Consider the following 20,805-nt stretch of genomic DNA (forward strand, 5'->3'; position numbering starts at 1 on the left):
CTCGTCCCCTCCACACGGGTGATCGTCCTTGACGTCGGGACGGGCGGGGAGGACCGTGGGGGCCTATGAGGGGCGAACCCAGTTGCCCGAAGTGCGGTGGCCGGGTGCGCGCGCCCGGTCTCTTCGCCGACTCCTGGCAGTGCGGCGTGCACGGCACGGTGGACCCCGTTCAGCCGGTCGTCCCGCCGAGCGTGGAAGCACTCGTGGTCGTCACCAACCGTGCCCGGGTGCCCGTATGGATGCCGTGGCCGCTGCCCGTCGGCTGGCTGTTCACCGGGGTCGCGTGCGCCGGTGACGACCGCAGCGGCGGTCGAGCGACGGTCGTGGCCTGCTCGGGCCCGGGCCCGCTGGGCGGCCCGGGGGAGCTGCTGCTGGTGGCGGAGGAGCTGGGCGTGGGGCTCGGCGCGCGGTACGCGGGCATCCCCGGCCCCGACCCCGGCCCCGGGATGCGGGTGGACAAGCCGCCGCACGTCAAGGTGCTGGCCGCAGGTCGCCCCACCCCGCTGTGGCATGTCGAGGACACCCCGGACGACCGTGCCGTCTTCGCGGGTGAGGCGTGCGGGCTGTGGCTGTGGGCGGTGGTCTGGCCCGAGCAGACCGGGCTGCTGATGTACGACGAGATGGTGCTCACCGATCTGCGGGACGCGGGCGCCGAGGTGGACCTGGTGCCGTGCGGTGCGCTGTCGCCGCGGCTGCTGTCCTGACGGCGGGCCGCTGGTCCGGCGCGAGGCGCGCGGCCCTGACGCCGGGTGGCGGTACGGATCGTGCGGGTTGCCCCTGACGCGGGCATGCCCTGGGCCGGGGCTACCCTGAAGCAGGCCGCCCGTTCACCTTGTTACCGCTGGGAGCCCGCGTTCGTGCGCATCGACCTGCACACCCACTCCACCGCGTCGGACGGTACGGACACCCCCGCCGAGCTGGTGCGCAATGCCGCGGCGGCCGGGCTGGACGTCGTCGCGCTCACCGATCACGACACGGTCGGCGGCCACGAGGAGGCGGCCGGGGCGCTGCCGGACGGGCTGACGCTGGTCACCGGCGCCGAGCTGTCCTGCCGGCTGGGCGGGGTGAGCCTGCACATGCTGGCGTATCTCTTCGATCCGGCCGAACCCGAGCTGGCGCGCGAGCGCGAGCTGGTGCGGGACGACCGGGTGCCCCGGGCCAAGGCGATGGTGGCGAAGCTGCGCGAGCTGGACGTGCCCGTCACCTGGGAGCGGGTGGCGGAGATCGCCGGGGACGGGGCCGTCGGACGGCCGCACATCGCGACCGCGATGGTCGAGGCGGGCGTCGTCAAGAGCGTCTCGGACGCGTTCGACTCGGACTGGCTCTCGAACGGCGGCCGGGCGTACGTGGAGAAGCACGAGCTGGACCCGTTCGACGCGGTCCGGCTGGTCAAGGGCGCGGGCGGGGTCGCCGTCTTCGCGCATCCGCTGGCCCTCAAGCGCGGTGAGTGCGTACCGGAGAGCGCGATCGGGGAGCTGGCCGCGGCCGGTCTCGACGGCATCGAGGTCGACCACATGGACCACGACGAGGCCACCCGGGCCCGGCTGCGCGCCATCGCCGCCGAGCACGGGCTGCTCACCACGGGCTCCAGCGACTACCACGGCAGCCGCAAGACCTGCCGGCTCGGCGAGTACACCACCGACCCCGAGGTCTACGCGGAGATCGTGCGCCGGGCGGCGCGAGGGCCCTTCTGACGGATCTCCGCGGCGTCGCGACGCCCTGCACGCTCCCCCAGCTACCGCTGGGAGGTGCCCCCGCTCGCCGCACCGCGCGAAACCCCAAGTAGCTCCGCTACGAGGGCTTCCGCGCGGCACGCCGAGAGCACGCACCGGACGCCGCTCCTTCTCCCACGGAGATCCGCCAGAAGGACCCACCCCCACGCGAAGCGCCCCCGTACGACGGCGTACGGGGGCGGCTGCGGTGACGCTTCACCCTCGTCGGTGACTCGTCTTCGTCTACGTCTGTGTCTGTTTCTTCTGCGTCGGTGCTACTACCGGGCGGCGGTTTCGGCTGGACGGATGTAGATGCGCTGGCCGATCGCGGCGGCCTGCTGCACGATCCGGTTGACGGAGGCGGCGTCCACGACGGTGCTGTCCACGGCGTTTCCGTCGACATCGTCAAGACGCATGATCTCGAAGCGCTGCAAGGCTTCTCCCTTCGTCTGATCCTCCTGCTGGAGAACTGCTGGGCACGGGAGACGCGCGGCGTCGCTGCCGCGCGTTCCACAACCTGTTCAACGAAGCATGCCCTGAAAACATTCCCTACGCTAATGAAATTTTTCGCCAGACTAAGCATTCCCTGGTCGGGCGCCGATGAGACGGAGTCCGGTTGTGCCCTTCCTGCGGGGGCCCGGAGAATGAACCGCGTATGAGCGACGTGATGCCCCCGGGCCAACCAGACCTCGCCTCGATCGTCGAAGGCGTCGAGCGCACCAACGAGCTGCTCCAACGCGTGCTCGCCGAGGTCGCGACCACCCCTTCCACCCATGCGATCTTCGTGGACGCCGGATATGTCTACGCCGCCGCCGGGCGGCTCGTCGCCGGGACGGAGGACCGCCGGGCCTTCGAGCTGGACGCGGAGGGGATCATCGAGGCGTTCATCGACAAGGCCCGGACGATCTTTCCGGACAGCCGTCTGCTGCGGGTCTACTGGTTCGACGGGGCCCGGCGGCGCATCCACACCCCGGAGCAGCAGCGCATCGCCGAGCTGCCCGACGTCAAGGTCCGGCTGGGCAACCTCAACGCCAACAACCAGCAGAAGGGCGTCGACTCACTCATCCGCTCCGACCTCGAATCCCTCGCCCGGCACCGGGCCATCGGCGACGCCGTGCTGATCGGCGGCGACGAGGACCTGGTCTCCGCCGTCGAGGCCGCGCAGGGGTACGGAGCGCGCGTCCACCTGTGGGGCATCGAGGCCCTCGACGGGCGCAACCAGGCCGAGCCGCTGCTGTGGGAGGTCGACAGTCAGCGCACGTTCGACCTCGACTTCTGCAAGCCGTACGTCACCCGGCGGGCGACCGGCTACGAGCCGAACGGCGACACGCCCCTGTGCGGGCCCGCGCCCTCCCGCGACGAGGTGCGCTTCATCGGCGCCCAGATCGCCGCCCAGTGGCTCTCCGCACGCGGCCGCGAGAGCCTTGCCGACCTGCTGCCCGGCCACCCCTATCTGCCCGGCTCAATCGACCAGGAGCTGCTGATCGACGCGGAGGGGATGCTGCGGCTGTCCCTGCGCGCCCACGCCGATCTGCGGCGCGCGCTGCGGGACGGCTTCTGGGAGCACCTGCAGGCGCAGTACTAGCCGACGTTCAGCCAGAACCTGATCAGCTGGTCCGCCGTGGGGTGCGGCCGCTCGGCGTTGGGGGAGTGCTCCGCGCCCTCGATCACGGTCCGCCGGGCGGACAGCCGCTCCGCCATCGCGTCCATCAGCGGCACCGGCCAGGCGTAGTCCACCTCACCCGACACCACATGCTTCGGCAGCGCCGTCGCGGCCAGCTCCCCGACCCGGTCCGGCTCGCCGTTCAGCTGCCGCCCGGTGGCCATCAGCTGCTCCGGAACGGTGCCCATCCAGCGGGCGTGCAGAAAGTCCCGTACGCCGGGCGGAGTCACCTCATCGGCCGCCTCGGGCGGATCGAGGTCGCGCATCGCCTGCCATACCGACTCCATGTCCATCACGCTCAGCGCGTCGATCAGCAGTTTGGTGCGTTCCTGCTGCGGGGGTGCGATGGCGGCGGGCCCGGAACACATGATCGTGAGCGAGGCGAAGGCGTCGGGGGCGCGGAGCACGGCGGCCCGCGCGATCAGCCCGCCCAGAGAGTGCCCCAGCACATGGACCGGCCCCGCGTCGTCCGCCAGCGCCGCCGCCTGCGCGAGCAGATCCCGCGCCAGCTCGTCCTGCGCGTAGGCGGCCTCGTCGCGTGGCCCGTCGCTCTCGTGCTGCCCCCGCCCGTCGACCGCGACCGCCCGGAAACCGGCGTCGGCCAGCGGCTCCAGGAGCGCGATGAAGTCCTCCTTGCTCCCGGTGAACCCCGGCACCAGCACTACGGTCCCTCTCGGCGCACGCCCGGGCCGGGCGTCATGCACGGCGAACTCACCGCGCGCGGTCGTCAGGCGATGGGCGCGGGCGCCCACGGGAAGGGTGAGAAACGGCGGCCTGCTCATGAGGACGAGGCTATACAGGCCGCGGAGAACGGGGCGTGAACGGTGCGTTGTGCCTCCGGCGGGGGTCGGGATGGACGCCCGCGGCCCCGCCGGACGCGTCCCGCGCCCTGGCGGGGCCCGCGGGCGCCCCGTGCGAAGCGGGGGCCCGGTCGGTTCGCCGGCGGGGCGGCGCGTAGCCTTCCCCGGCTCACCGAGCGCGCCGCGCCGGCCGCGGGCCGCGTCGGTGAGCGGAGCCGCCGACGGGGGTGCCCGGGGCCGACGTACTCCGGGTGTCTGGCGAGACGGGGACTGACACGCTCGGGGTGGCCTGGCCCGACGGGTGGCACTCGGGGGCGCAACCGAGGCTTGCCACGCCACGCCGGGGCGACGCGGCGCGTCCAGCGGCCGCCGTACTCCGGGGTCGGCCAGGGCCGACGGCACGCGGATCTGGCGCGCTGGGCGCTGACCCGTGCCCGGGGCCGGCGCAACCGGGTCGGCTTTTCGGGGGCTGGACGCGCCCGGGGCCTGGTCCGCGTCGCGCGGATCAGGCCCCGTCGGGTCTGCACTGCTGTGTGCCGTCAGCCCTCCGGTGTGGCCTCCGGCTGGGCCGCCGCGCGGGTGCGGGTGCGGCGGCGGACGGGCTTCGCCTCGGCTGCGGCCTCGGCGCCGTCGGCCTGAGCGGCCGGCTCCGCGGCCTTGGCCGTACGGGTGCGGCGGCGCGGCTTGGCGGGGGCCTCGGCCTCCGCGGTGCCCTCCGCCGTCGTGACGGCCGTCTCGGCGGTCGCGGCCTTGGCCCGGGTGCGACGGCGCGGCGTGGTCGCGGCGGCTTCCGCCACCTCGGTCCCGGCCTCGGTCGTCTCCGACGCCTTGGCGCGGGTGCGGCGGCGCGGCTTGGCCGGGGCCTCCTCGGCCGTCTCGGTCCCGGCCTCGGCCGTGGCGACCGCGGCTTCGGCGGCGTCCGCCTTGGCGCGGGTGCGGCGGCGCGGCTTGGCCGGGGCTTCCTCGGCCGCCTCGGGGGTGCCCTCGGCCGTGGCGACGGCCGTTTCGGCGGCGTCCGCCTTGGCGCGGGTGCGGCGACGGCGCGGCTTGGCGGGAGTCTCCTCGGCGGCCTCGGCCGCCGGAGCCTCCGCCGCCGGGCCCTCCGCCGTGTCGACGGCGGTGACGGCCGCTGCGTCGGCCTCGACCGCCGCACCGGACCGGGTGCGGCGACGGCGGCGTGGGCGGCGCGGCTCGGTCGCGGACTCGGCGCCCTCGGCCTCGGCCGGAGCCGAGGCGTCCACCGACTGGCCACCGCGGGTGCGACGGCGCACCCGGGGGGTGCGGGTGCGGCGCTCGGGGCGCTCCTCCGGGGCGGAGGAGCGGCGGCCGCGGCCGCCGGTCTCGCCGAGGTCCTCGATCTCCTCGGCGCGCAGCCCGGCCCGGGTGCGCTCGGCGCGCGGCAGGACACCGGTGGTGCCCTTCGGGATGCTCAGCAGCTCGTACAGGTGGGCGGAGGTCGAGTAGGTCTCCTCCGGGTCGTTGAACGGCAGGTCAAGCGCCTTGTTGATCAGCTGCCAGCGCGGGATGTCGTCCCAGTCGACGAGCGTGATGGCGATACCCGAGGCGCCCGCGCGGCCGGTGCGGCCGATGCGGTGCAGATAGGTCTTCTCGTCCTCGGGGGACTGGTAGTTGATCACATGGGTGACGCCCTCGACGTCGATGCCGCGCGCGGCGACGTCGGTGCAGACCAGGACGTCGACCTTGCCGTTGCGGAAGGCGCGCAGCGCCTGCTCGCGGGCGCCCTGGCCGAGGTCGCCGTGGACCGCGCCGGAGGCGAACCCGCGGCGGGAGAGCTGGTCGGCGATGTCGGCGGCGGTCCGCTTCGTACGGCAGAAGATCATCGCGAGCCCGCGGCCCTCGGCCTGCAGCACGCGTGCCACGACCTCCGGCTTGTCCATGGAGTGGGCGCGGAAGACGTGCTGGGTGGTGTTGGCGACGGTCTGGCCCTCGTCGTCCGGCGCGGTGGCGCGGATGTGCGTGGGCTGTGACATGTAGCGGCGGGCGAGACCGATGACGGCGCCCGGCATGGTGGCCGAGAACAGCATGGTCTGGCGCTTGGCCGGGAGCAGGTTGATGATCTTCTCGACGTCGGGCAGGAAGCCCAGGTCGAGCATCTCGTCGGCCTCGTCGAGGACGAGCGCCTTGACGGACGAGAGCCGCAGCTTCTTCTGGCCCGCCAGGTCGAGCAGCCGGCCGGGGGTGCCGACGACCACGTCGACGCCCTTCTTCAGGGCCTCGACCTGCGGTTCGTACGCGCGGCCGCCGTAGATCGACAGCACGCGGACGGCGCGGACCTTACCGGCGGTGAGCAGATCGTTGGTGACCTGCTGGCACAGCTCGCGGGTGGGGACGACCACGAGCGCCTGCGGGGCGTCGGTCAGCTGGTCGGGCTTGGCCCGGCCCGCCTCGATGTCGGCGGGGACGACGACGCGCTCCAGCAGCGGGAGGCCGAAGCCCAGCGTCTTGCCGGTGCCGGTCTTGGCCTGACCGATGACGTCGGAGCCGGAGAGGGCGACCGGGAGCGTCATTTCCTGGATGGGGAACGGGGACGTGATGCCGACGGCCTCAAGGGCCTCGGCCGTCTCGGGGAGGATCCCGAGTTCTCGGAACGTGGTCAGGATGCTTGCCTCTTCTGTGAGACGCGACGCGAGGCGGCGAAGGGGGTCGCACGGCGCCCGGGTACACCGGCTTTGGCTGGCCGGCTCGGCGCGGGACCACTGCCCTCGCTCGAGCGCTCACGCCGCGAGCGGGTCCCTCCTGCCGTGCGCATGAAGAATGCGCGCCGCGCGGAGAGCGGTCGGGTGTTGGAGCCGATCGGGCCACCGACCGGGCATCCGCATTCGTGGAACGACCCGCCGATACTCGACGGGTGCAAATACCACTGTACCCCGGAAGTGCGCATCTGTGACCGGGCAACCCGAACCGGGGCGTGGGAGGACTTGGCTGACCAGGGCCTTCCTCGGCACGTACGGCGGACTATTGTGCGCTCCATGGAGACGTCTGATACGCCTGAGACCGAGAAGACCCCGACCGGGATCGCCGCCCAGGACTGGGACACGGCCGCGGCCGAGCCGCAGTACCGGGCCGCGGTGGTGGACCTGCTCGGGGCGCTCGCCTATGGCGAGCTGGCCGCCTTCGAGCGGCTCGCGGAGGACGCCAAGCTGGCGCCCTCGCTGGAGGACAAGGCGGAGCTGGCGAAGATGGCGTCGGCCGAGTTCCACCACTTCGAGCGGCTCCGGGACCGGCTGGCGGCGGTCGGCGAGGAGCCGACGGCGGCGATGGAGCCGTTCGCGGCGGCGCTGGACGGGTTCCACCGCCAGACCGCGCCATCCGACTGGCTGGAGGGCCTGGTCAAGGCGTACGTGGGCGACTCGATCGCCAGTGACTTCTACCGCGAGGTGGCGGCCCGGCTCGACTCGGACACCCGCGACCTGGTGCTCCAGGTGCTGGACGACACCGGCCACGCGAGCTTCGCGGTGGAGAAGGTGCGGGCCGCGATCGAGGCCGATCCGCGGGTCGGCGGGCGGCTGGCGCTGTGGGCCCGGCGGTTGATGGGCGAGGCGCTGTCGCAGGCGCAGCGGGTCGTCGCGGACCGTGACGCGCTGTCCACGATGCTGGTGGGCGGACTGGCCGACGGCTTCGACCTGGCCGAGGTCGGCCGGATGTTCTCGCGGATCACCGAGGCGCACACCAAGCGGATGTCGGCGCTGGGCCTGGCCGCCTGACGCCTGTCCGGCGGGTTTCGGGGATCAGGCCGCGGCCGTCCGGCCGCGGCTCCGACCGCCGTGACAGCGACGCGGCGAAATGCGGCGCCGGGCGCCATGGCCCCGCGAGGATTCACCGGACAGGGCCTTGCCCCCGGCGCGGGCTGCGGGGCCGTGGGAAAGGGCTCCGGGGTTCCCGGAGCCCTCGTACGCCAAGGCTCGGCGCTCAGGCCGCTCAGGCCGGGACCGACCGGCGGCGGCCGGTCCGGGGCCGGATGAGCAGCGACAGCATGGCCGCGGCGAAGCCGAGCGCGACCATGAGGACGACGACGGGGTAACCCGAGCCCAGCACCGTGTGGGCGATCATCGCGCCGAAGAACGCGGCTGCGGGGCCGGTGGACAGGACGAGGGGCGTGGGCGGCAGCCGACGGGGCAGTCGGTGGCTCGCCCCGTAGGCGACGGCGAGACCGATCAGTACGGAGCCGAGCGCTTCCCAGAAGATCATGTCGCGTCCTTCCCGTGAGCGGACCGGTACCGAAGCGTGATCACGCGTCGGTCCTGCCGGTCCTACCCGGGCCCGAGCGGGGGCAACCCTGATCGACGGTGTGGGCTGCGGCGTACCGGCGCACAACGGCGGCGGGGCCCGGTGAGAGAAATCCCACCGGGCCCCGCCGCCATCGCGTCAACCGCTCAGAGAGCGCTGAAGCCGACCTTGCGGGCGCTCGGCTCGCCGATCTCGATGTAGGCGAGACGGTCGGCCGGCACCAGGACCTTGCGGCCGTGCTCGTCCACCAGGCTCAGCACCTGGGCCTTGCCAGCGAGCGCGTCGGCCACCGCACGCTCGACATCCTCGGCAGACTGCCCGCTCTCCAAGGTGATCTCGCGGGGCGCGTGCTGCACGCCGATCTTGACCTCCACGGCCTTGTCCCTCCGACGGTCAGTTGGTGCGCGGCGTCCGCGCTGTACGCAGCACACATTAGCCCGGGAACAGGGCCCGCTGGGCGGCGCGGGACAAGCCCGCAGCGAACAGGCCTTAAGTCCCGCTCTCCGCTCCGTGCAGCGGGAAGCCCGCGATACCGCGCCAGGCGAGCGAGGTGAGCAACTGCACAGCGGTGTCCCGGGGGACGTTGCTGCCGCTGGAGAGCCAGTAGCGGGCGACGACCTGGGAGACGCCGCCGAGGCCGACGGCCAGCAGCATGGACTCGTCCTTGGACAGCCCGGTGTCCTCCGCGATGACCTCGCTGATCGCCTCGGCGCACTGGAGCGAGACCCGGTCCACGCGCTCGCGCACGGCGGGTTCGTTGGTCAGGTCGGACTCGAAGACGAGCCGGAAGGCGCCGCCCTCCTCCTCGACGTACGCGAAGTAGGCGTCCATCGTGGCGGCCACCCGCTGCTTGTTCTCGGTGGTCGAGGCGAGCGCGGTGCGGACCGCCTGCAGCAGGGCGTCGCAGTGCTGGTCGAGCAGGGCGAGATACAGCTCCAGCTTGCCCGGGAAGTGCTGGTAGAGCACGGGCTTGCTGACGCCCGCGCGCTCGGCGATGTCGTCCATCGCAGCGGCGTGATAGCCCTGTGCGACGAAGACCTCCTGGGCGGCGCCCAGGAGCTGATTGCGTCGGGCTCGGCGCGGCAGGCGCGTACCCCGCGGGCGCGCCTCGGTCTGCTCGATGGCTGTCACGCCGCCTCCCATTGAATATTGCGAGCACGGTGTCCACCGCGCCCGCCATCGTACTTTTGGGTAACAGGGCCGCGCGCGGTCCGTCCGGAGATTTTCACGGACTGGACTCTATGAAAAGCCCACAATGGGTGCTGGTCACCGGTAGTCCTCCTCGTTCTCCTCGACGACCCGGGCCTGCTCCGCGCGGTCGGCCTCGTCGGCCTCCAGCGGTTCGTCCGCGGTCCGGCGGTCGTCGCGGTGGGGGACGAGGTCGTGGTGCTGTTCCGCGGCGTCCGCCTCGGGGGCCTCTACGCCGTAGGGGGCGGGGCTGTCGTTGTTCTCGAGGTTCTCGAGGTCGTACGCGAAGGTCTCGGGGTCGCTCGGATCGACGGACATGTATTCCCCTTCCCAGAGGTAGATGATCGCCTCTGTGTATAACGAGCCTAGGAGAGGTCACTTTCGGACGCTACGTGGTCTGTGAGGGTGAACACACGGTCGGCCATGTGATCGTCTCGTAACATTGCCGCATGTCTTCGACCGAGCCGCCGGAAGCCCGCATCGTTGCCGCGGTGCCCCCCGCGCGGCCCGTGCGGGTCGGGGCGGGTGAAAAGCTGCGTACTACCAGCCTGCCCGGTCTCACGCTGAACGTGCGTACCCGTCCGCCGGCCGTTTCAGGCTTGCCGCCCGCGGTTTTCCTCCACGGTCTCGGCGGCTGTTCGCAGAACTGGTCGCCGCTGATGGAGCGGCTCGCCGACCGGCTGGACATCGAGGCCCCCGACCTGCCCGGATTCGGCGACTCCCCGCCGCCCGACGACGGCGACTACTCCATAACCGGCCACGCCCGGGCCGTCATCCGCCTCCTCGACGCGGGCGGCCGCGGACCCGTGCATCTGGCCGGAAACTCCATGGGCGGCACGATCGCCATCCGCGTCGCGGCCGTGCGGCCGGACCTCGTGCGCAGTCTCACCCTCGTCTCGCCCGCGCTGCCCGAGCGGCGCCCGCAGCGCACCGCGGTGCCCACCGGGCTGCTCGCGATCCCCGGGGCGACCCGCCTCTTCAGCCGCGCGACCCGCGGCTGGGACGCCGAGCGGCGCACCCGGGAGCTGCTGGCGCTCACCTACGGCGACCCCCGGCAGGTCGGCCAGGAGGACTTCGCGCTGGCGGTCGAGGAGTACGAGCGGCGGCTCGCCCTCCCGTACTTCTGGGACGCGCTCGCCCGGTCGGCGCGCGGCCTCATCGACTCCTACACCCTCGGCGGCCAGCACGCGCTGTGGCGGCAGGCCGAGCGGGTCCTCGCGCCCACGCTGCTCGTCTACGGGATGCGCGACCAGCTGGTGGCGTTCCGGACGGCCCGGCGGGCGAGCGCAACCTTCCGCGACTCGCGCCTGTTGACGCTGTTGGACGCCGGACATGTGGCGATGATGGAGTATCCCGAAGCAGTGGCGCGAAGCATGCGTGAACTGCTCGACGACGTCGACGGGCGACCCGTCGACGAAGCAGACGGATCAGAAGAACAAGACGTACCAGACGGATCGGACCGACCGGACGGACGTGAAGCACGAGACGGACGGGACAGCCGGAAGACAGGGGGCGTACCGGTGCCCGGAACAGACGGGAGCGGTGCGGCGCGTGGGTAAACACAGCGCACGGGGCAGCCAGGAGGACCGGGACCCCGGGTCCGCCGAGGCGGATTCCGGCCCCGGCGCGGGCCGTCGGCGGCGCTCCGCCGGGCCCGGCGCCCAGGACCCGGCCGTGACGCCGTCGCAGGGCATCCCGCGGGCGTCCTACGGACCGGCCTCGCCCCCGGCGCGGTCCAGGGGTGGACACCCGGGGCCGCCCGGACACCCTGGGCACCCCGGGCGCCGTGAACAGACCGGCGGCTGGAGTGCCTTCGGCACCGCCACCATGAACGCCCCGCAGCGCCCCGGCGGGCCCGCTGCCGGTGGCGCGCCGGGCGGTGGCGCGGGCGGGCTGATGCCCGGGCCGCGCAAGGAGTACCTGGAGGCGTTCGAGGGCTCCGAGGCCCCCGAGGCCCCGGACGCCGACGGCGAGGACGTCTTCGCCGCCGGCGCGCCCGGAGCGGTGCCGCCGCCCCGTCGTACCCGTCCCGGCGCGGGCGCCGACGACGATCGTGAGAACGCCGGTGACGCCGGTGAGCCCGGCGGTCCCGGTGCCCTGGCGGCTGACGGGATCGATGACCCCGACGCCCCGGGCAAGGGCGCGCGAGGGGTCGCCAAGGGCGGCAAGGGACGCACGTTCACCGGGGTCGCCGCGGCGGCCGTGACCACCGTGCTGGCCGTCGTGGTGGCCGGGCAGGTGGCGAACGGCCCGCAGAGCGACAGCAAGGCGCAGTCCAAGGGCGGTCCGGAGCGCGGCGACGGGGGCGGCATGTCGTCCCGTACGGACGGCCGGGCCACCCCGTCCGCCTCGTCCGGGTCTCCCGAACTCGCCACGTACAGCCAGAAGATGGCCGCCCTGTATCCGCTCGACCCGAAGCTCAAGGGCTCGGGCTCCTTCACGACCGTCCCCGGGCAGGACAAGGCGCCCGGCAAGGGCCAGGTCCTGCGCTACCGGGTGGACGTCGAGAAGGGGCTGCCGCTGGACGGCGCGCTGTTCGCCGAGGCGGTGCACAAGACGCTCAACGACGATCGCAGTTGGGGCCATGGCGGCACCCGCACGTTCGAGCGGGTCTCGTCCGGACGCCCCGACTTCGTCATCACCCTGGCGAGCCCCGGCACCACCGCGGTGTGGTGCCAGAAGTCCAATCTCGACACGACCGAGGACAACGTCTCCTGCGACTCGGCGTCCACCGAGCGCGTCATGATCAACGCCTATCGGTGGGCGCAGGGCGCCAAGACGTTCGGCGACGACAAGATGCACGCGTACCGCCAGATGCTCATCAACCACGAGGTCGGGCACCGGCTCGGGCACAACCATGAGACGTGCACCAAGCAGGGCGCGCTCGCCCCGGTGATGATGCAGCAGACCAAGTTCCTGGCGACGGACGGCGTGACGTGCCGCCCCAACGCCTGGCCGTTCCCCAAGGGCTGACGGCCGTTCCCCAGGGCCCTCGGACGGTCCTTCCCACGGGCTCGCGCCCGTTATAGCGCCTGACAACGCCTGAATTCCAGGAAGGTCACGGGCGTTCACCCCTTCCGGTGGCGGGGCGGGCCAACCGCCCCCCCCCCCCCCCCCCGCGCGCCGAAACTGGGGCCCCGGCCCCAGCGGGCCCCCCCCCGGCGGGCGGGGTGGCCCCCCGGGGGTGGGGGGGGGGGCGGGAGCGCGGGGGGCGGGCCCCCGGCGGGGGGGGGGGGGGGCCCCGGGCGGGGCCCCCCCCCCCCCCCCCCCCCCCCCCCCCACGGCCATGCGCGCATAACGTGCTCCCGCTGCCCGACGTGCCGAACCGCGGCATGACGGCTTGCCCACATGGGAGATCGGGGGTGCGCTCATGCGCGTGGGACTGCTTACGGAGGGTGGGTACCCGTATGCGACCGGTGAGGCGAGGGTGTGGTGCGACCGGCTGGTGCGCGCCCTGGACTGGCACGACTTCGAGGTCTACGCGCTGAGCCGCGACGCCCGTCAGGAGGCCGCGGGCTGGGCGGAGCTGCCCGGGCAGGTGCGGCGGGTGCGCACCGCGCCGCTGTGGGGCGAGCCGGCCGGGCGGCGGCGGTCGTACGGGCGGCGGCAGCGGCGGCGGTTCACCGAGCACTTCGGGGACCTGGCGGTGGCGATCAGCGTGCCGGGCGGCCCGGACGGCCCGGACGGCTCGGTCCGCGCCCAGGCGGACCGTTTCGCCAGCGGTCTCCACGGCCTCGCCGACCTCGCCCGCGACGTCGGCGGGCTGTCCGCCGCGCTCCGCTCCGAGGACGCCGTCCGCACCCTGGAGCGCGCCTGCCACACCCCCGGCGCGCCGCGCGCCGCCCATCGGGCGCGGGTCACCGATCTGCTGGCCGTGACCGAGGCCCTGGAGCGGGCGCTGCGGCCGCTGTCGCTCGACTGGTACGGCGGCGGTGCCCGCGACCCGGGGCTGTCCGGCGTGGACCTGTGCCACGCCACCTCCGGCGGCGTGGCCGCCCTCCCGGGGCTGCTGGCCAAGCGCCGGTTCGGTACGCCGCTGCTGGTCACCGAGTACGGCGTACGGCTGCGCGAGCACTATCTGCGGCCCACGGCCGGGCGCTCCGGGCCGGTCCGCGCCCTGCTGGCCGCCTTCCAGGGGAGGCTGGCCGCCGAGGCGTACGCCCAGGCCGCGCTGATCACCCCCGGCAATACCCACGCCCGTCGCTGGCAGGAGCGGTGCGGCGCCGATCCGGAGCGGCTGCGCACCGTCTACCCCGGGATGGACGCCGCCCGCTTCGCGGAGGTCGGCGAGGCGGGCGCGGCGGCCGGTGGCGGGGACGACCGGACGCTGGTGTGGGTGGGCCGGCTCGAACCCGCCAAGGACGTCGTCGCGCTGCTGCACGCCTTCGCCGAGGTGCGCCGGTGGCAGCCGGACGCGCGGCTGCGCGTCATCGAGACCCGGCCCGGCGACGATCCCGGGGACGGGTACCCGGCCCACTGCCGCGGCCTGGCCGACCATCTCTTCCCCGACGAGGCCGCGAACGCCCATACGCCCGGGGACAATCCGGTCTCCTTCGAGCACGTCGGCGACCCCGAGGTGCCCACCCTGGCGGACGCGTACGCGGCGGGCGCCGTCGTCGTGCTGTCCAGCGTGGTCGAGGGCTTTCCGGTGGGGCTGGTCGAGGCGATGTTCTGCGGCCGGGCCACGGTCTCGACGGACGCGGGCGCCGTGTGCGAGGCCATCGGCGGCACCGGCCTGGTGGTGCCGCCGCGCAACCCCCGGGCGCTCGCCGACGCGTGCCTCGCGCTGTTGCGCGACCCCGAGCGCCGCGCCCGCCTGGGCGCCGCCGCGCGCGCCCGGGCGCTGGAACTCTTCACCGCCGAGCAGAACGTGGTCGCCTTCCGGGGCATCTACCTGGAGCTGATGTCGCACTGCCCGGTGCGCCGCGAGGAGGTCGGCGCGGACGGTGCGCCCCTTCCGTTCGCCCGCCCCGCGGAGGCCCACATCCCGGGCCGCTGGGCCGCGGGCCGAGGGGTCGCGCACACTCCCGGCTGGGCCGAGGACGGACCGGCGCCGCGGCAGCGCCTGGCCGCCCTCTCCGAGGAGGGCGCATGACCGGGTCCGCCCAGCGGCCGGGCGCGCCCGGGGCACGCCGCGAACAGCCCAGCGCCCCGGTGTCGGCCCATGAGCGGGGCGCGAAGGCGCGGCGCGGATCGGTCGATCCGGTGCGCGCGCTGATGCACCGCCACCGCGAGCTGTGCGCCCGGGCCGTCGATCCGCTGGAGATCGCCGCCGGGCTCGAGGCCCACGGGGTGACCGACCGCACCGCCGCCCGCTTCCGGCACCGCGACGTCTTCTCGCTCGCCGAGGAGCTGTACGCCCGGGTGCCGCGCGACGGCGGGGACGACGCTCCCCCCGAGGCGACCGGGCCGGTCCGGCCCTGGGGCGTGCGGGCGGCCCTCGGGCTGCTCCCGCTGCTGCCCGGCGCGCTGGCCGCGGCGGCCGTCGTCGGGGCGTACCGGACCGGGGCCCCCGCCGTCGGCGCGGCCGGTGCCGTGCTGGCGGCGGGCGCGCTGTGGCTGTGCCTGCGCCGGGGCCCGCTCGCCACCGGCGGACGGCACAGCGGCCGGACGGGCCGGTTCGCGGGCCGGTTCGCGGGTCTGCCGGGAGCGCTGCGCACCGGCTGGCTGCTCGCCTGCGCCGCCTGCGGCGACTGGCTCCCGGCCGGGCTCCTCGGCCGTTCGGAGACGTACGACCCGTCGGCGGTGTGCGAGGCCGCCGTCGTCCTCGCCCTCGCCGTCGCGCCCGCCGCGTGGTGCGCCCGCTGGTTCGCCGTACGGGCGCGCCGCAGGCTGGCCGCCAGCAGCGGTCTTGACGAGTTCGCGGCGGGAGTCCGTCCGCTGTGCGCGGCCACCGCCGTGGCCTTCCTGCTCACCCTGCCGTCGCTGGTGCTCACGGCCCGGCTCACGGTGCCCGGCGCCGCCCCGGACCCCGTCGCCGAGGCCGGCGTCGCCGCGCTGGCCGCCCTGCTGTTCCTCGCCCGGCTGCTCACCGTGCACGGCTTCCGCGCCGCCGCGGCCATCGGCACCGCCGTGGCCTGTGCGGCCGAGGCGGCCGTACCGGCCGCCGCCGGGGCCGCCCGGCTGCCGGGCGGCGCGGTGCTCGGCGAGCCGGTGCGGCGGCTGGCCGCCGCCCACGGCACGGCCGCCGTCCCCGCCGTGGCCTGCGGGGCCGCCGCGCTCGCGCTGCTGGTGTACGCGTGCGCCGCGCTGTCCCGCGCCTCGGCCCACACCGCCCCCACCACGCCCCCCACGTCATCTCCCATCCCGATTCCATCCCGACGAGGAGCACATCCATGAGCGACGAGACGACCGCCCCACACGCCGTCCCCGGGGAGGCGCGACGATGAGAGTCCTGCTGCTCGGTTCCGGCGGCTACCTGGGCCGCTACGTCGCCGAACATCTGCTGGCCGACCCCGCCGTCCAGCTCACCGCTCTGGGCCGCGGCGACGACGCCGACGTGCGGTTCGACCTGTCCAACGGCAGCCCCGGCGCGCTCACCCGCTTCCTGAACGCGGTCCACCCCGGCGTGGTGATCAACTGCGCGGGCGCGACCCGCGGCGGCGCCCGCGAGCTGACCCGGCACAACACCGTGGCCGTCGCGACCGTCTGCGAGTCGCTGCGCCGCAGCGGCTGCGGCGCCCGGCTCGTCCAGATCGGCTGCTCCTCCGAGTACGGGCCCTCGCAGCCCGGTTCCTCCACCGCCGAGGACGCCGTGCCGCGCCCCGGGGGCCCGTACGGCGTGAGCAAGCTGGCCGCGACCGAGCTGGTGCTCGGCTCCGGTCTGGACGCGGTGGTGCTGCGGGTCTTCTCACCCGTCGGGCCCGGCACCCCGGCCGGTTCCCCGCTCGGCCGGCTCGCCGAGGCGATGCGGCGCGCGATGCAGTCCGGGGACAGCGAGCTGAAGCTGAGCGGACTCGGGGTGCAGCGGGACTTCGTGGACGTGCGGGACGTGGCGCGGGCGGTGCACGCGGCCTCGCTGTCGGCCGCGCAGGGCGTCGTCAACATCGGCACCGGGCGCGCCGTCCGGCTGCGCGAGGCGGCCTCCGTGCTGGCCCGGGTGGCGGGCTTCGGCGGCACCCTGCACGAGGTCGACGTCCCGCCCGGGCGGAACCCGCTGCACCCGGCCGCCCACATCCCGTCCCCGGCGCACGCCCCCGGTCACGCTCCGGCGCCCGGTCCGCACGCCCCCGGTCACGCCCCCGGACCGGCGGAGCACGGCGGCGCCACCGCGTACCCCTACCCGGACGGCTGCGGCAGCTGGCAGCAGGCCGATGTGCGCACCGCGCGCGACCGGCTCGGCTGGCGCTCCCGGATCCCGCTGGAGGAGTCCCTCGCGGACATCTGGATGGAGGCGGCGTGTCGCATCTGATCTCGCCGGGGTCCAGGCCCAGCCCGGCGCCGCCGCCCGCCGCCGGTCTCGGCCTGGGGGTGCCGGGCTGGGCGCACCCCCTGATCGCACCGGTCGAATGGGGTGAGCTGACCCGCCGCGGCACCCCGGTCCACTGGGCGGTGCTGGACGTCGCGCGCGGCCCCGGCGCCTGCCCGGACCCGTACTGCGCCGCCGCGGTGGCCCGGCTGCGGGCCGCGGGCGTCCGGGTGCTGGGGCGGCTGGACGTGAGGTTCGGCACCCGCCCCTTCGGCGAGCTGGTCGCGGACGCGGGCCGCTACCTGGACTGGTACCGCCCCGACGGCTTCTATCTGGACCGCTGCCCGTCGGAGCGCCCGGGCGTGGCGGAGGTCCGCCGGATCGTCACCACGCTGCGCGCACTGCGCGGCGGGGCGTACACGGTGCTGGGCCAGGACACCCATCCGTACGAGGAGTACGCGGAGATCGCCGACCAGCTGGTGACCTTCCGCGGCCGGTGGGCCGACTACCGCTGGTCCCAGGTCGCGGAGTGGACGGCGGGCTATCCGCCCGAACGGTTCTGCCATCTGGTGCACGGGGTGCCCCGGCCGCATCTGGACGAGGCGCTGCGCATCGCCCGCTGGCAGGGGGCGGGCACGGTCTTCTTCACGGACCGCACGACCCGCCCCGGCCAGCGCGCCGACTCCGCCGCCCTCTGGGAGACGCTGCCCGGACACTGGGACGAATTCGTCTCGCGCATCGGACCGTGTGTCATGGAATGAGATGGGGCGTGGCAGTGTTACGAGAAGACAACCTCCCCGCTCACGCGGGGGCGAACCGCCCGCTCCTACCACTACGGAGTCCCCGTGTCGCTGCCACCCCTGGTCGAGCCGGCTGCCGAGCTCACCGTCGACGAGGTCCGCAGGTACTCACGCCATCTGATCATCCCGGATGTCGGTATGGAGGGCCAGAAGCGGCTGAAGAACGCCAAGGTGCTCTGTGTGGGCGCGGGCGGACTCGGCTCGCCCGCCCTGATGTACCTCGCCGCCGCCGGCGTGGGCACGCTCGGCATCGTCGAGTTCGACGAGGTCGACGAGTCCAACCTGCAGCGCCAGATCATCCACAGCCAGGCCGACATCGGCCGCTCCAAGGCGGAGTCCGCGAAGGACACCGTCCTCGGCATCAACCCGTACACGAACGTCGTGCTGCACGAGGGCCGCCTCGAGGCCGACAACGTGATGGAGATCTTCTCCGAGTACGACCTGATCGTCGACGGCACCGACAACTTCGCGACCCGTTACCTGGTCAACGACGCGTGCGTGCTGCTGAACAAGCCGTACATCTGGGGTTCGATCTACCGGTTCGACGGCCAGGCGTCCGTCTTCTGGTCCGAGCACGGCCCCTGCTACCGCTGCCTGTACCCGGAGCCCCCGCCGCCCGGCATGGTCCCCTCCTGCGCCGAGGGCGGGGTCCTGGGCGTGCTGTGCGCGTCCATCGGTTCCATCCAGGTCACCGAGGCCATCAAGGTGCTCACCGGGGCCGGCGACCCGCTGGTCGGCCGCCTGATGATCTACGACGCCCTGGAGATGACCTACCGGCAGGTCAAGGTCCGCAAGGACCCGGACTGCGCGGTCTGCGGCCCGAACGCCACGGTCACCGAGCTGATCGACTACGAGGCCTTCTGCGGTGTCGTCTCGGACGAGGCCCAGGAGGCGGCGGCCGGTTCGACGATCACTCCCAAGCAGCTCAAGGAGTGGATCGACGACGGCGAGGCCATCGACATCATCGATGTCCGCGAGCAGAACGAGTACGAGATCGTCTCGATCCCGGGCGCCCGGCTGATCCCGAAGAACGAGTTCCTGATGGGCGGCGCCCTCCAGGACCTGCCGCAGGACAAGAAGATCGTCTTGCATTGCAAGACGGGTGTCCGCTCCGCGGAAGTCCTGGCCGTCCTGAAGTCCGCGGGCTTCTCGGACGCCGTCCACGTGGGCGGCGGCGTGATCGGCTGGGTCAACCAGATCGAGCCCGACAAGCCGGTCTACTGATCCCGGCCCGCTGTGCGAGAAGGGCCCGGCCCGCTCCGTTTTCGGAGCGGCCCGGGCCCTTCGCCGTTCACCCGCAGGTCTTGCCGCTCGCCGGCACCTTCCCGTCGAGCAGATAGTCGTTCACGGTCTTCCTCATGCAGGCGTTGCCGCTGTTGTACGCGCCATGGCCCTGTCCCCGGTACGTGACCTCGACGCCCACGCCCTGGCCCAGTTGGCGGGCCATCGTCCGGGCGCCCTCGTAGGGGGTGGCCGGGTCACCGGTGTTGCCGATGACGAGGACCGGCGGGGAGCCCTTGGCGCTCACGTCCGGGGTGTCCGCCTTGCCGGCGACCGGCCAGCCGGTGCAGGCGAGCAGGGACCAGGCCAGATAGTCGCCGAAGACCTTCGACGTCTTGCGGAACCGCGGCAGCCGCTCCTTCACGTCGCTCACCGTGTAGCGCTTCTTCTCATCCACGCAGTTGACCGCCGTATTGGCCGCGTTGATATTGCTGTAGCGGCCCTTGTCGTCGCGGCCGGACATCGAATCCGACATCGCGAGCAGCAGATTCCCCTTGTTGAGCAGCAGCGCTTCCTGAAGACCCAGCGTCAGGTATTTCCAGCTGTCCTCGGAGTAGAGGGCGGCGGCGATGCCGCCGAGCGCCCCGCCTTGAGTGAGTTTGCGGCCGCTGTCGGTGTCGAGCGGCTTCTTGTCGAGTTTCCTCAGCAGCGTGACGATCTTCTCGTCGCCCGCCTCCGGGTCGTCGCCCACCGGGCAGGCGGACCCCTTCTCGGCGCAGTCCCGGAGGTAGTTGTCCAGTGCGAGCTGGAACCCCCTGGCCTGGGCGAGGGAGCCCTGTTCGGTGTCCGCCGACGGGTCGACCACGGCGTCGAGGACCGCACGCGCCACATGCCGCGGGTACAGATGGGCGTAGACGCCGCCGAGTTCGGTGCCGTAGGAGATGCCGAAATACGAGAGCTTACGGTCGCCCAGCACCTGCCGCATGAGGTCCATGTCGCGGGCGGCGCTGACGGTGTCCACATGCGGGAGGAGCTTTCCGGAACGCTTCTCGCAGCCGTCGATGTATTTCTTCGCGTCCGCGGTCGCCGCCTTGATTTCGGCGGCGTCGTCCGGAGTGCCGTCCACCGCCTCGGCGGCGTCGATCTCCTTGTCGCTCCGGCAGGTCACGCCGTCGCTTTCGCCGACGCCGCGCGGATCGAAGCTCACCAGGTCATAGCGGGAGCGCAGTTTCTGGTAATCGCCGCTGAAACCGGGCAGGGAGGAAACGCCGGAGCCGCCGGGGCCGCCGAAATTGAACACCAGGGAGCCGATCCGCTTCCCCGGGCCTGTGGCCTTGGCGCGGATCATGGCGAGGCGAAAAGTCTCTCCGTCCGGCTTCGCCCAGTCCAGCGGCACCGTGAGGTCGGCGCACTCCCAGCCGGCGCCCGGCGCCTTGCCGGTGCCCTGGAGCGGGGTCGGCGCCTCGCACCCCTTCCAGCGCGGCTGCTGGTCCGTGAGCGAGCGGGGCAGGCCGGAGGAACCCGGGGGCGCGGCCGGGGCGGCGGAGGCGCGGCCGGACGAGGGTGTGGCCGACGCCTTCCCCTGGTCCTTTCCGCCGCCGTCGCAGCCCGCGACGGCGATGAGGGCGGCCACTGCGGTCGCGGAGACCAGCGCCCTGGGCGCCCTGGTCCGTATGGTGCGGAAAGAACTCGGCATGGTCGACATGGTCGGTGATCCTATGAGGATGATATGAGCGGGAGTGTGCGCGCTTGTTCTCCATACGGT

The 20,805-nt window shown here is 73.7% G+C and carries 19 protein-coding genes; 11 read left to right on the plus strand and 8 right to left on the minus strand.

The window, feature by feature from the left end; all coding sequences use genetic code 11:
• Positions 1-65 precede the first annotated feature (65 nt).
• Positions 66-704 (plus strand): DUF6758 family protein, encoded by a 639-nt coding sequence (locus ACH4SI_RS09670; RefSeq protein WP_398294540.1) that lies wholly within the window; start codon positions 66-68, stop codon positions 702-704.
• 153 nt (positions 705-857) lie between these two features.
• The gene (locus ACH4SI_RS09675) at positions 858-1,694 is read left to right on the plus strand and encodes a PHP domain-containing protein (protein WP_398294542.1); all 837 of its coding nucleotides are present in this window, start codon (positions 858-860) and stop codon (positions 1,692-1,694) included.
• Positions 1,695-1,990: 296 nt separating this feature from the next.
• On the opposite strand, the gene ACH4SI_RS09680 is transcribed toward ACH4SI_RS09675, so the two are convergent.
• The gene (locus tag ACH4SI_RS09680; protein WP_009715242.1) at positions 1,991-2,146 is read right to left on the minus strand and encodes a hypothetical protein; all 156 of its coding nucleotides are present in this window, start codon (positions 2,144-2,146) and stop codon (positions 1,991-1,993) included.
• Between the two features lie 221 nt (positions 2,147-2,367).
• On the opposite strand from ACH4SI_RS09680, the gene ACH4SI_RS09685 reads away from it, so the two are divergent.
• Complete coding sequence (locus tag ACH4SI_RS09685; protein ID WP_398294544.1) at positions 2,368-3,297, plus strand: NYN domain-containing protein; 930 nt, start codon at positions 2,368-2,370, stop codon at positions 3,295-3,297.
• On the opposite strand, the gene ACH4SI_RS09690 is transcribed toward ACH4SI_RS09685, so the two are convergent.
• Both ACH4SI_RS09690 and ACH4SI_RS09695 read right to left on the minus strand, forming a co-directional pair.
• The gene (locus tag ACH4SI_RS09690) at positions 3,294-4,157 is read right to left on the minus strand and encodes an alpha/beta fold hydrolase (RefSeq protein ID WP_398294546.1); all 864 of its coding nucleotides are present in this window, start codon (positions 4,155-4,157) and stop codon (positions 3,294-3,296) included. The two genes, ACH4SI_RS09685 and ACH4SI_RS09690, sit on opposite strands and share 4 nt — an antisense overlap.
• Before the next feature lie 557 nt (positions 4,158-4,714).
• Entirely contained in the window at positions 4,715-6,703 is a 1,989-nt protein-coding gene (locus ACH4SI_RS09695; RefSeq protein WP_398294548.1) for a DEAD/DEAH box helicase, read from the minus strand.
• Between the two features lie 462 nt (positions 6,704-7,165).
• Between ACH4SI_RS09695 and ACH4SI_RS09700 the strand changes: the two genes are divergently transcribed.
• Positions 7,166-7,900: a ferritin-like fold-containing protein gene (locus ACH4SI_RS09700; RefSeq protein ID WP_391170724.1), complete on the plus strand. Its 735-nt coding sequence runs from the start codon at positions 7,166-7,168 to the stop codon at positions 7,898-7,900.
• 214 nt (positions 7,901-8,114) lie between these two features.
• On the opposite strand, the gene ACH4SI_RS09705 is transcribed toward ACH4SI_RS09700, so the two are convergent.
• The 4 genes from ACH4SI_RS09705 to ACH4SI_RS09720 all read right to left on the minus strand — a co-directional run bounded on the left by ACH4SI_RS09705 (position 8,115) and on the right by ACH4SI_RS09720 (position 9,929).
• The gene (locus ACH4SI_RS09705) at positions 8,115-8,384 is read right to left on the minus strand and encodes a hypothetical protein (RefSeq protein ID WP_398294551.1); all 270 of its coding nucleotides are present in this window, start codon (positions 8,382-8,384) and stop codon (positions 8,115-8,117) included.
• Positions 8,385-8,569: 185 nt separating this feature from the next.
• Positions 8,570-8,797 (minus strand): DUF3107 domain-containing protein, encoded by a 228-nt coding sequence (locus ACH4SI_RS09710; RefSeq protein ID WP_398294553.1) that lies wholly within the window; start codon positions 8,795-8,797, stop codon positions 8,570-8,572.
• 115 nt (positions 8,798-8,912) lie between these two features.
• Entirely contained in the window at positions 8,913-9,554 is a 642-nt protein-coding gene (locus ACH4SI_RS09715) for a TetR/AcrR family transcriptional regulator (protein ID WP_398294555.1), read from the minus strand.
• Positions 9,555-9,689: 135 nt separating this feature from the next.
• Positions 9,690-9,929 carry a hypothetical protein gene (locus ACH4SI_RS09720; protein WP_398294557.1) on the minus strand — a complete coding sequence of 80 codons (240 nt, stop codon included), beginning with the start codon at positions 9,927-9,929 and terminating at the stop codon, positions 9,690-9,692.
• A gap of 131 nt (positions 9,930-10,060) precedes the next feature.
• On the opposite strand from ACH4SI_RS09720, the gene ACH4SI_RS09725 reads away from it, so the two are divergent.
• The 7 genes from ACH4SI_RS09725 to moeZ all read left to right on the plus strand — a co-directional run bounded on the left by ACH4SI_RS09725 (position 10,061) and on the right by moeZ (position 19,043).
• The gene (locus tag ACH4SI_RS09725; RefSeq protein ID WP_398294559.1) at positions 10,061-11,170 is read left to right on the plus strand and encodes an alpha/beta fold hydrolase; all 1,110 of its coding nucleotides are present in this window, start codon (positions 10,061-10,063) and stop codon (positions 11,168-11,170) included.
• A complete protein-coding gene (locus tag ACH4SI_RS09730) occupies positions 11,163-12,584 on the plus strand; it encodes a DUF3152 domain-containing protein (protein WP_398294561.1) in 1,422 nt (473 codons plus the stop codon). Before ACH4SI_RS09725 ends, ACH4SI_RS09730 begins: the two co-directional genes overlap by 8 nt.
• 397 nt (positions 12,585-12,981) lie before the next feature.
• Positions 12,982-14,706 carry a DUF3492 domain-containing protein gene (locus ACH4SI_RS09735; protein ID WP_398294563.1) on the plus strand — a complete coding sequence of 575 codons (1,725 nt, stop codon included), beginning with the start codon at positions 12,982-12,984 and terminating at the stop codon, positions 14,704-14,706.
• Positions 14,703-15,950, plus strand: a complete 1,248-nt coding sequence (locus tag ACH4SI_RS09740; protein ID WP_398294565.1) for a hypothetical protein — start codon at positions 14,703-14,705, stop codon at positions 15,948-15,950. Before ACH4SI_RS09735 ends, ACH4SI_RS09740 begins: the two co-directional genes overlap by 4 nt.
• Positions 15,951-15,996: 46 nt before the next feature.
• On the plus strand, positions 15,997-17,022 hold the full coding sequence (locus ACH4SI_RS09745; RefSeq protein ID WP_398294567.1) for an NAD-dependent epimerase/dehydratase: 1,026 nt from the start codon (positions 15,997-15,999) through the stop codon (positions 17,020-17,022).
• The gene (locus ACH4SI_RS09750) at positions 17,019-17,780 is read left to right on the plus strand and encodes a spherulation-specific family 4 protein (protein ID WP_398295217.1); all 762 of its coding nucleotides are present in this window, start codon (positions 17,019-17,021) and stop codon (positions 17,778-17,780) included. Before ACH4SI_RS09745 ends, ACH4SI_RS09750 begins: the two co-directional genes overlap by 4 nt.
• Positions 17,781-17,864: 84 nt before the next feature.
• On the plus strand, positions 17,865-19,043 hold the full coding sequence (gene moeZ, locus ACH4SI_RS09755) for an adenylyltransferase/sulfurtransferase MoeZ (protein ID WP_398294569.1): 1,179 nt from the start codon (positions 17,865-17,867) through the stop codon (positions 19,041-19,043).
• Between the two features lie 67 nt (positions 19,044-19,110).
• On the opposite strand, the gene ACH4SI_RS09760 is transcribed toward moeZ, so the two are convergent.
• Positions 19,111-20,745 carry an alpha/beta hydrolase gene (locus tag ACH4SI_RS09760; RefSeq protein ID WP_398294571.1) on the minus strand — a complete coding sequence of 545 codons (1,635 nt, stop codon included), beginning with the start codon at positions 20,743-20,745 and terminating at the stop codon, positions 19,111-19,113.
• Positions 20,746-20,805 lie beyond the last annotated feature (60 nt).

Origin of the sequence: Streptomyces sp. NPDC021212 (assembly GCF_044332925.1) — a bacterium.
GTDB lineage: Bacteria > Actinomycetota > Actinomycetes > Streptomycetales > Streptomycetaceae > Streptomyces.

Coding starts and splice junctions, on each gene's coding strand:
- ACH4SI_RS09720 (WP_398294557.1), bottom strand. CDS start 9,929: ATGTCCGTCGATCCGAGCGACCCCGAGACCTTCGCGTACGACCTCGAG.
- ACH4SI_RS09725 (WP_398294559.1), top strand. CDS start 10,061: ATGTCTTCGACCGAGCCGCCGGAAGCCCGCATCGTTGCCGCGGTGCCC.
- ACH4SI_RS09690 (WP_398294546.1), bottom strand. CDS start 4,157: ATGAGCAGGCCGCCGTTTCTCACCCTTCCCGTGGGCGCCCGCGCCCAT.
- ACH4SI_RS09760 (WP_398294571.1), bottom strand. CDS start 20,745: ATGTCGACCATGCCGAGTTCTTTCCGCACCATACGGACCAGGGCGCCC.
- ACH4SI_RS09670 (WP_398294540.1), top strand. CDS start 66: ATGAGGGGCGAACCCAGTTGCCCGAAGTGCGGTGGCCGGGTGCGCGCG.
- ACH4SI_RS09740 (WP_398294565.1), top strand. CDS start 14,703: ATGACCGGGTCCGCCCAGCGGCCGGGCGCGCCCGGGGCACGCCGCGAA.
- ACH4SI_RS09705 (WP_398294551.1), bottom strand. CDS start 8,384: ATGATCTTCTGGGAAGCGCTCGGCTCCGTACTGATCGGTCTCGCCGTC.
- ACH4SI_RS09735 (WP_398294563.1), top strand. CDS start 12,982: ATGCGCGTGGGACTGCTTACGGAGGGTGGGTACCCGTATGCGACCGGT.
- ACH4SI_RS09695 (WP_398294548.1), bottom strand. CDS start 6,703: ATGACGCTCCCGGTCGCCCTCTCCGGCTCCGACGTCATCGGTCAGGCC.
- ACH4SI_RS09685 (WP_398294544.1), top strand. CDS start 2,368: ATGAGCGACGTGATGCCCCCGGGCCAACCAGACCTCGCCTCGATCGTC.
- ACH4SI_RS09700 (WP_391170724.1), top strand. CDS start 7,166: ATGGAGACGTCTGATACGCCTGAGACCGAGAAGACCCCGACCGGGATC.
- ACH4SI_RS09745 (WP_398294567.1), top strand. CDS start 15,997: ATGAGAGTCCTGCTGCTCGGTTCCGGCGGCTACCTGGGCCGCTACGTC.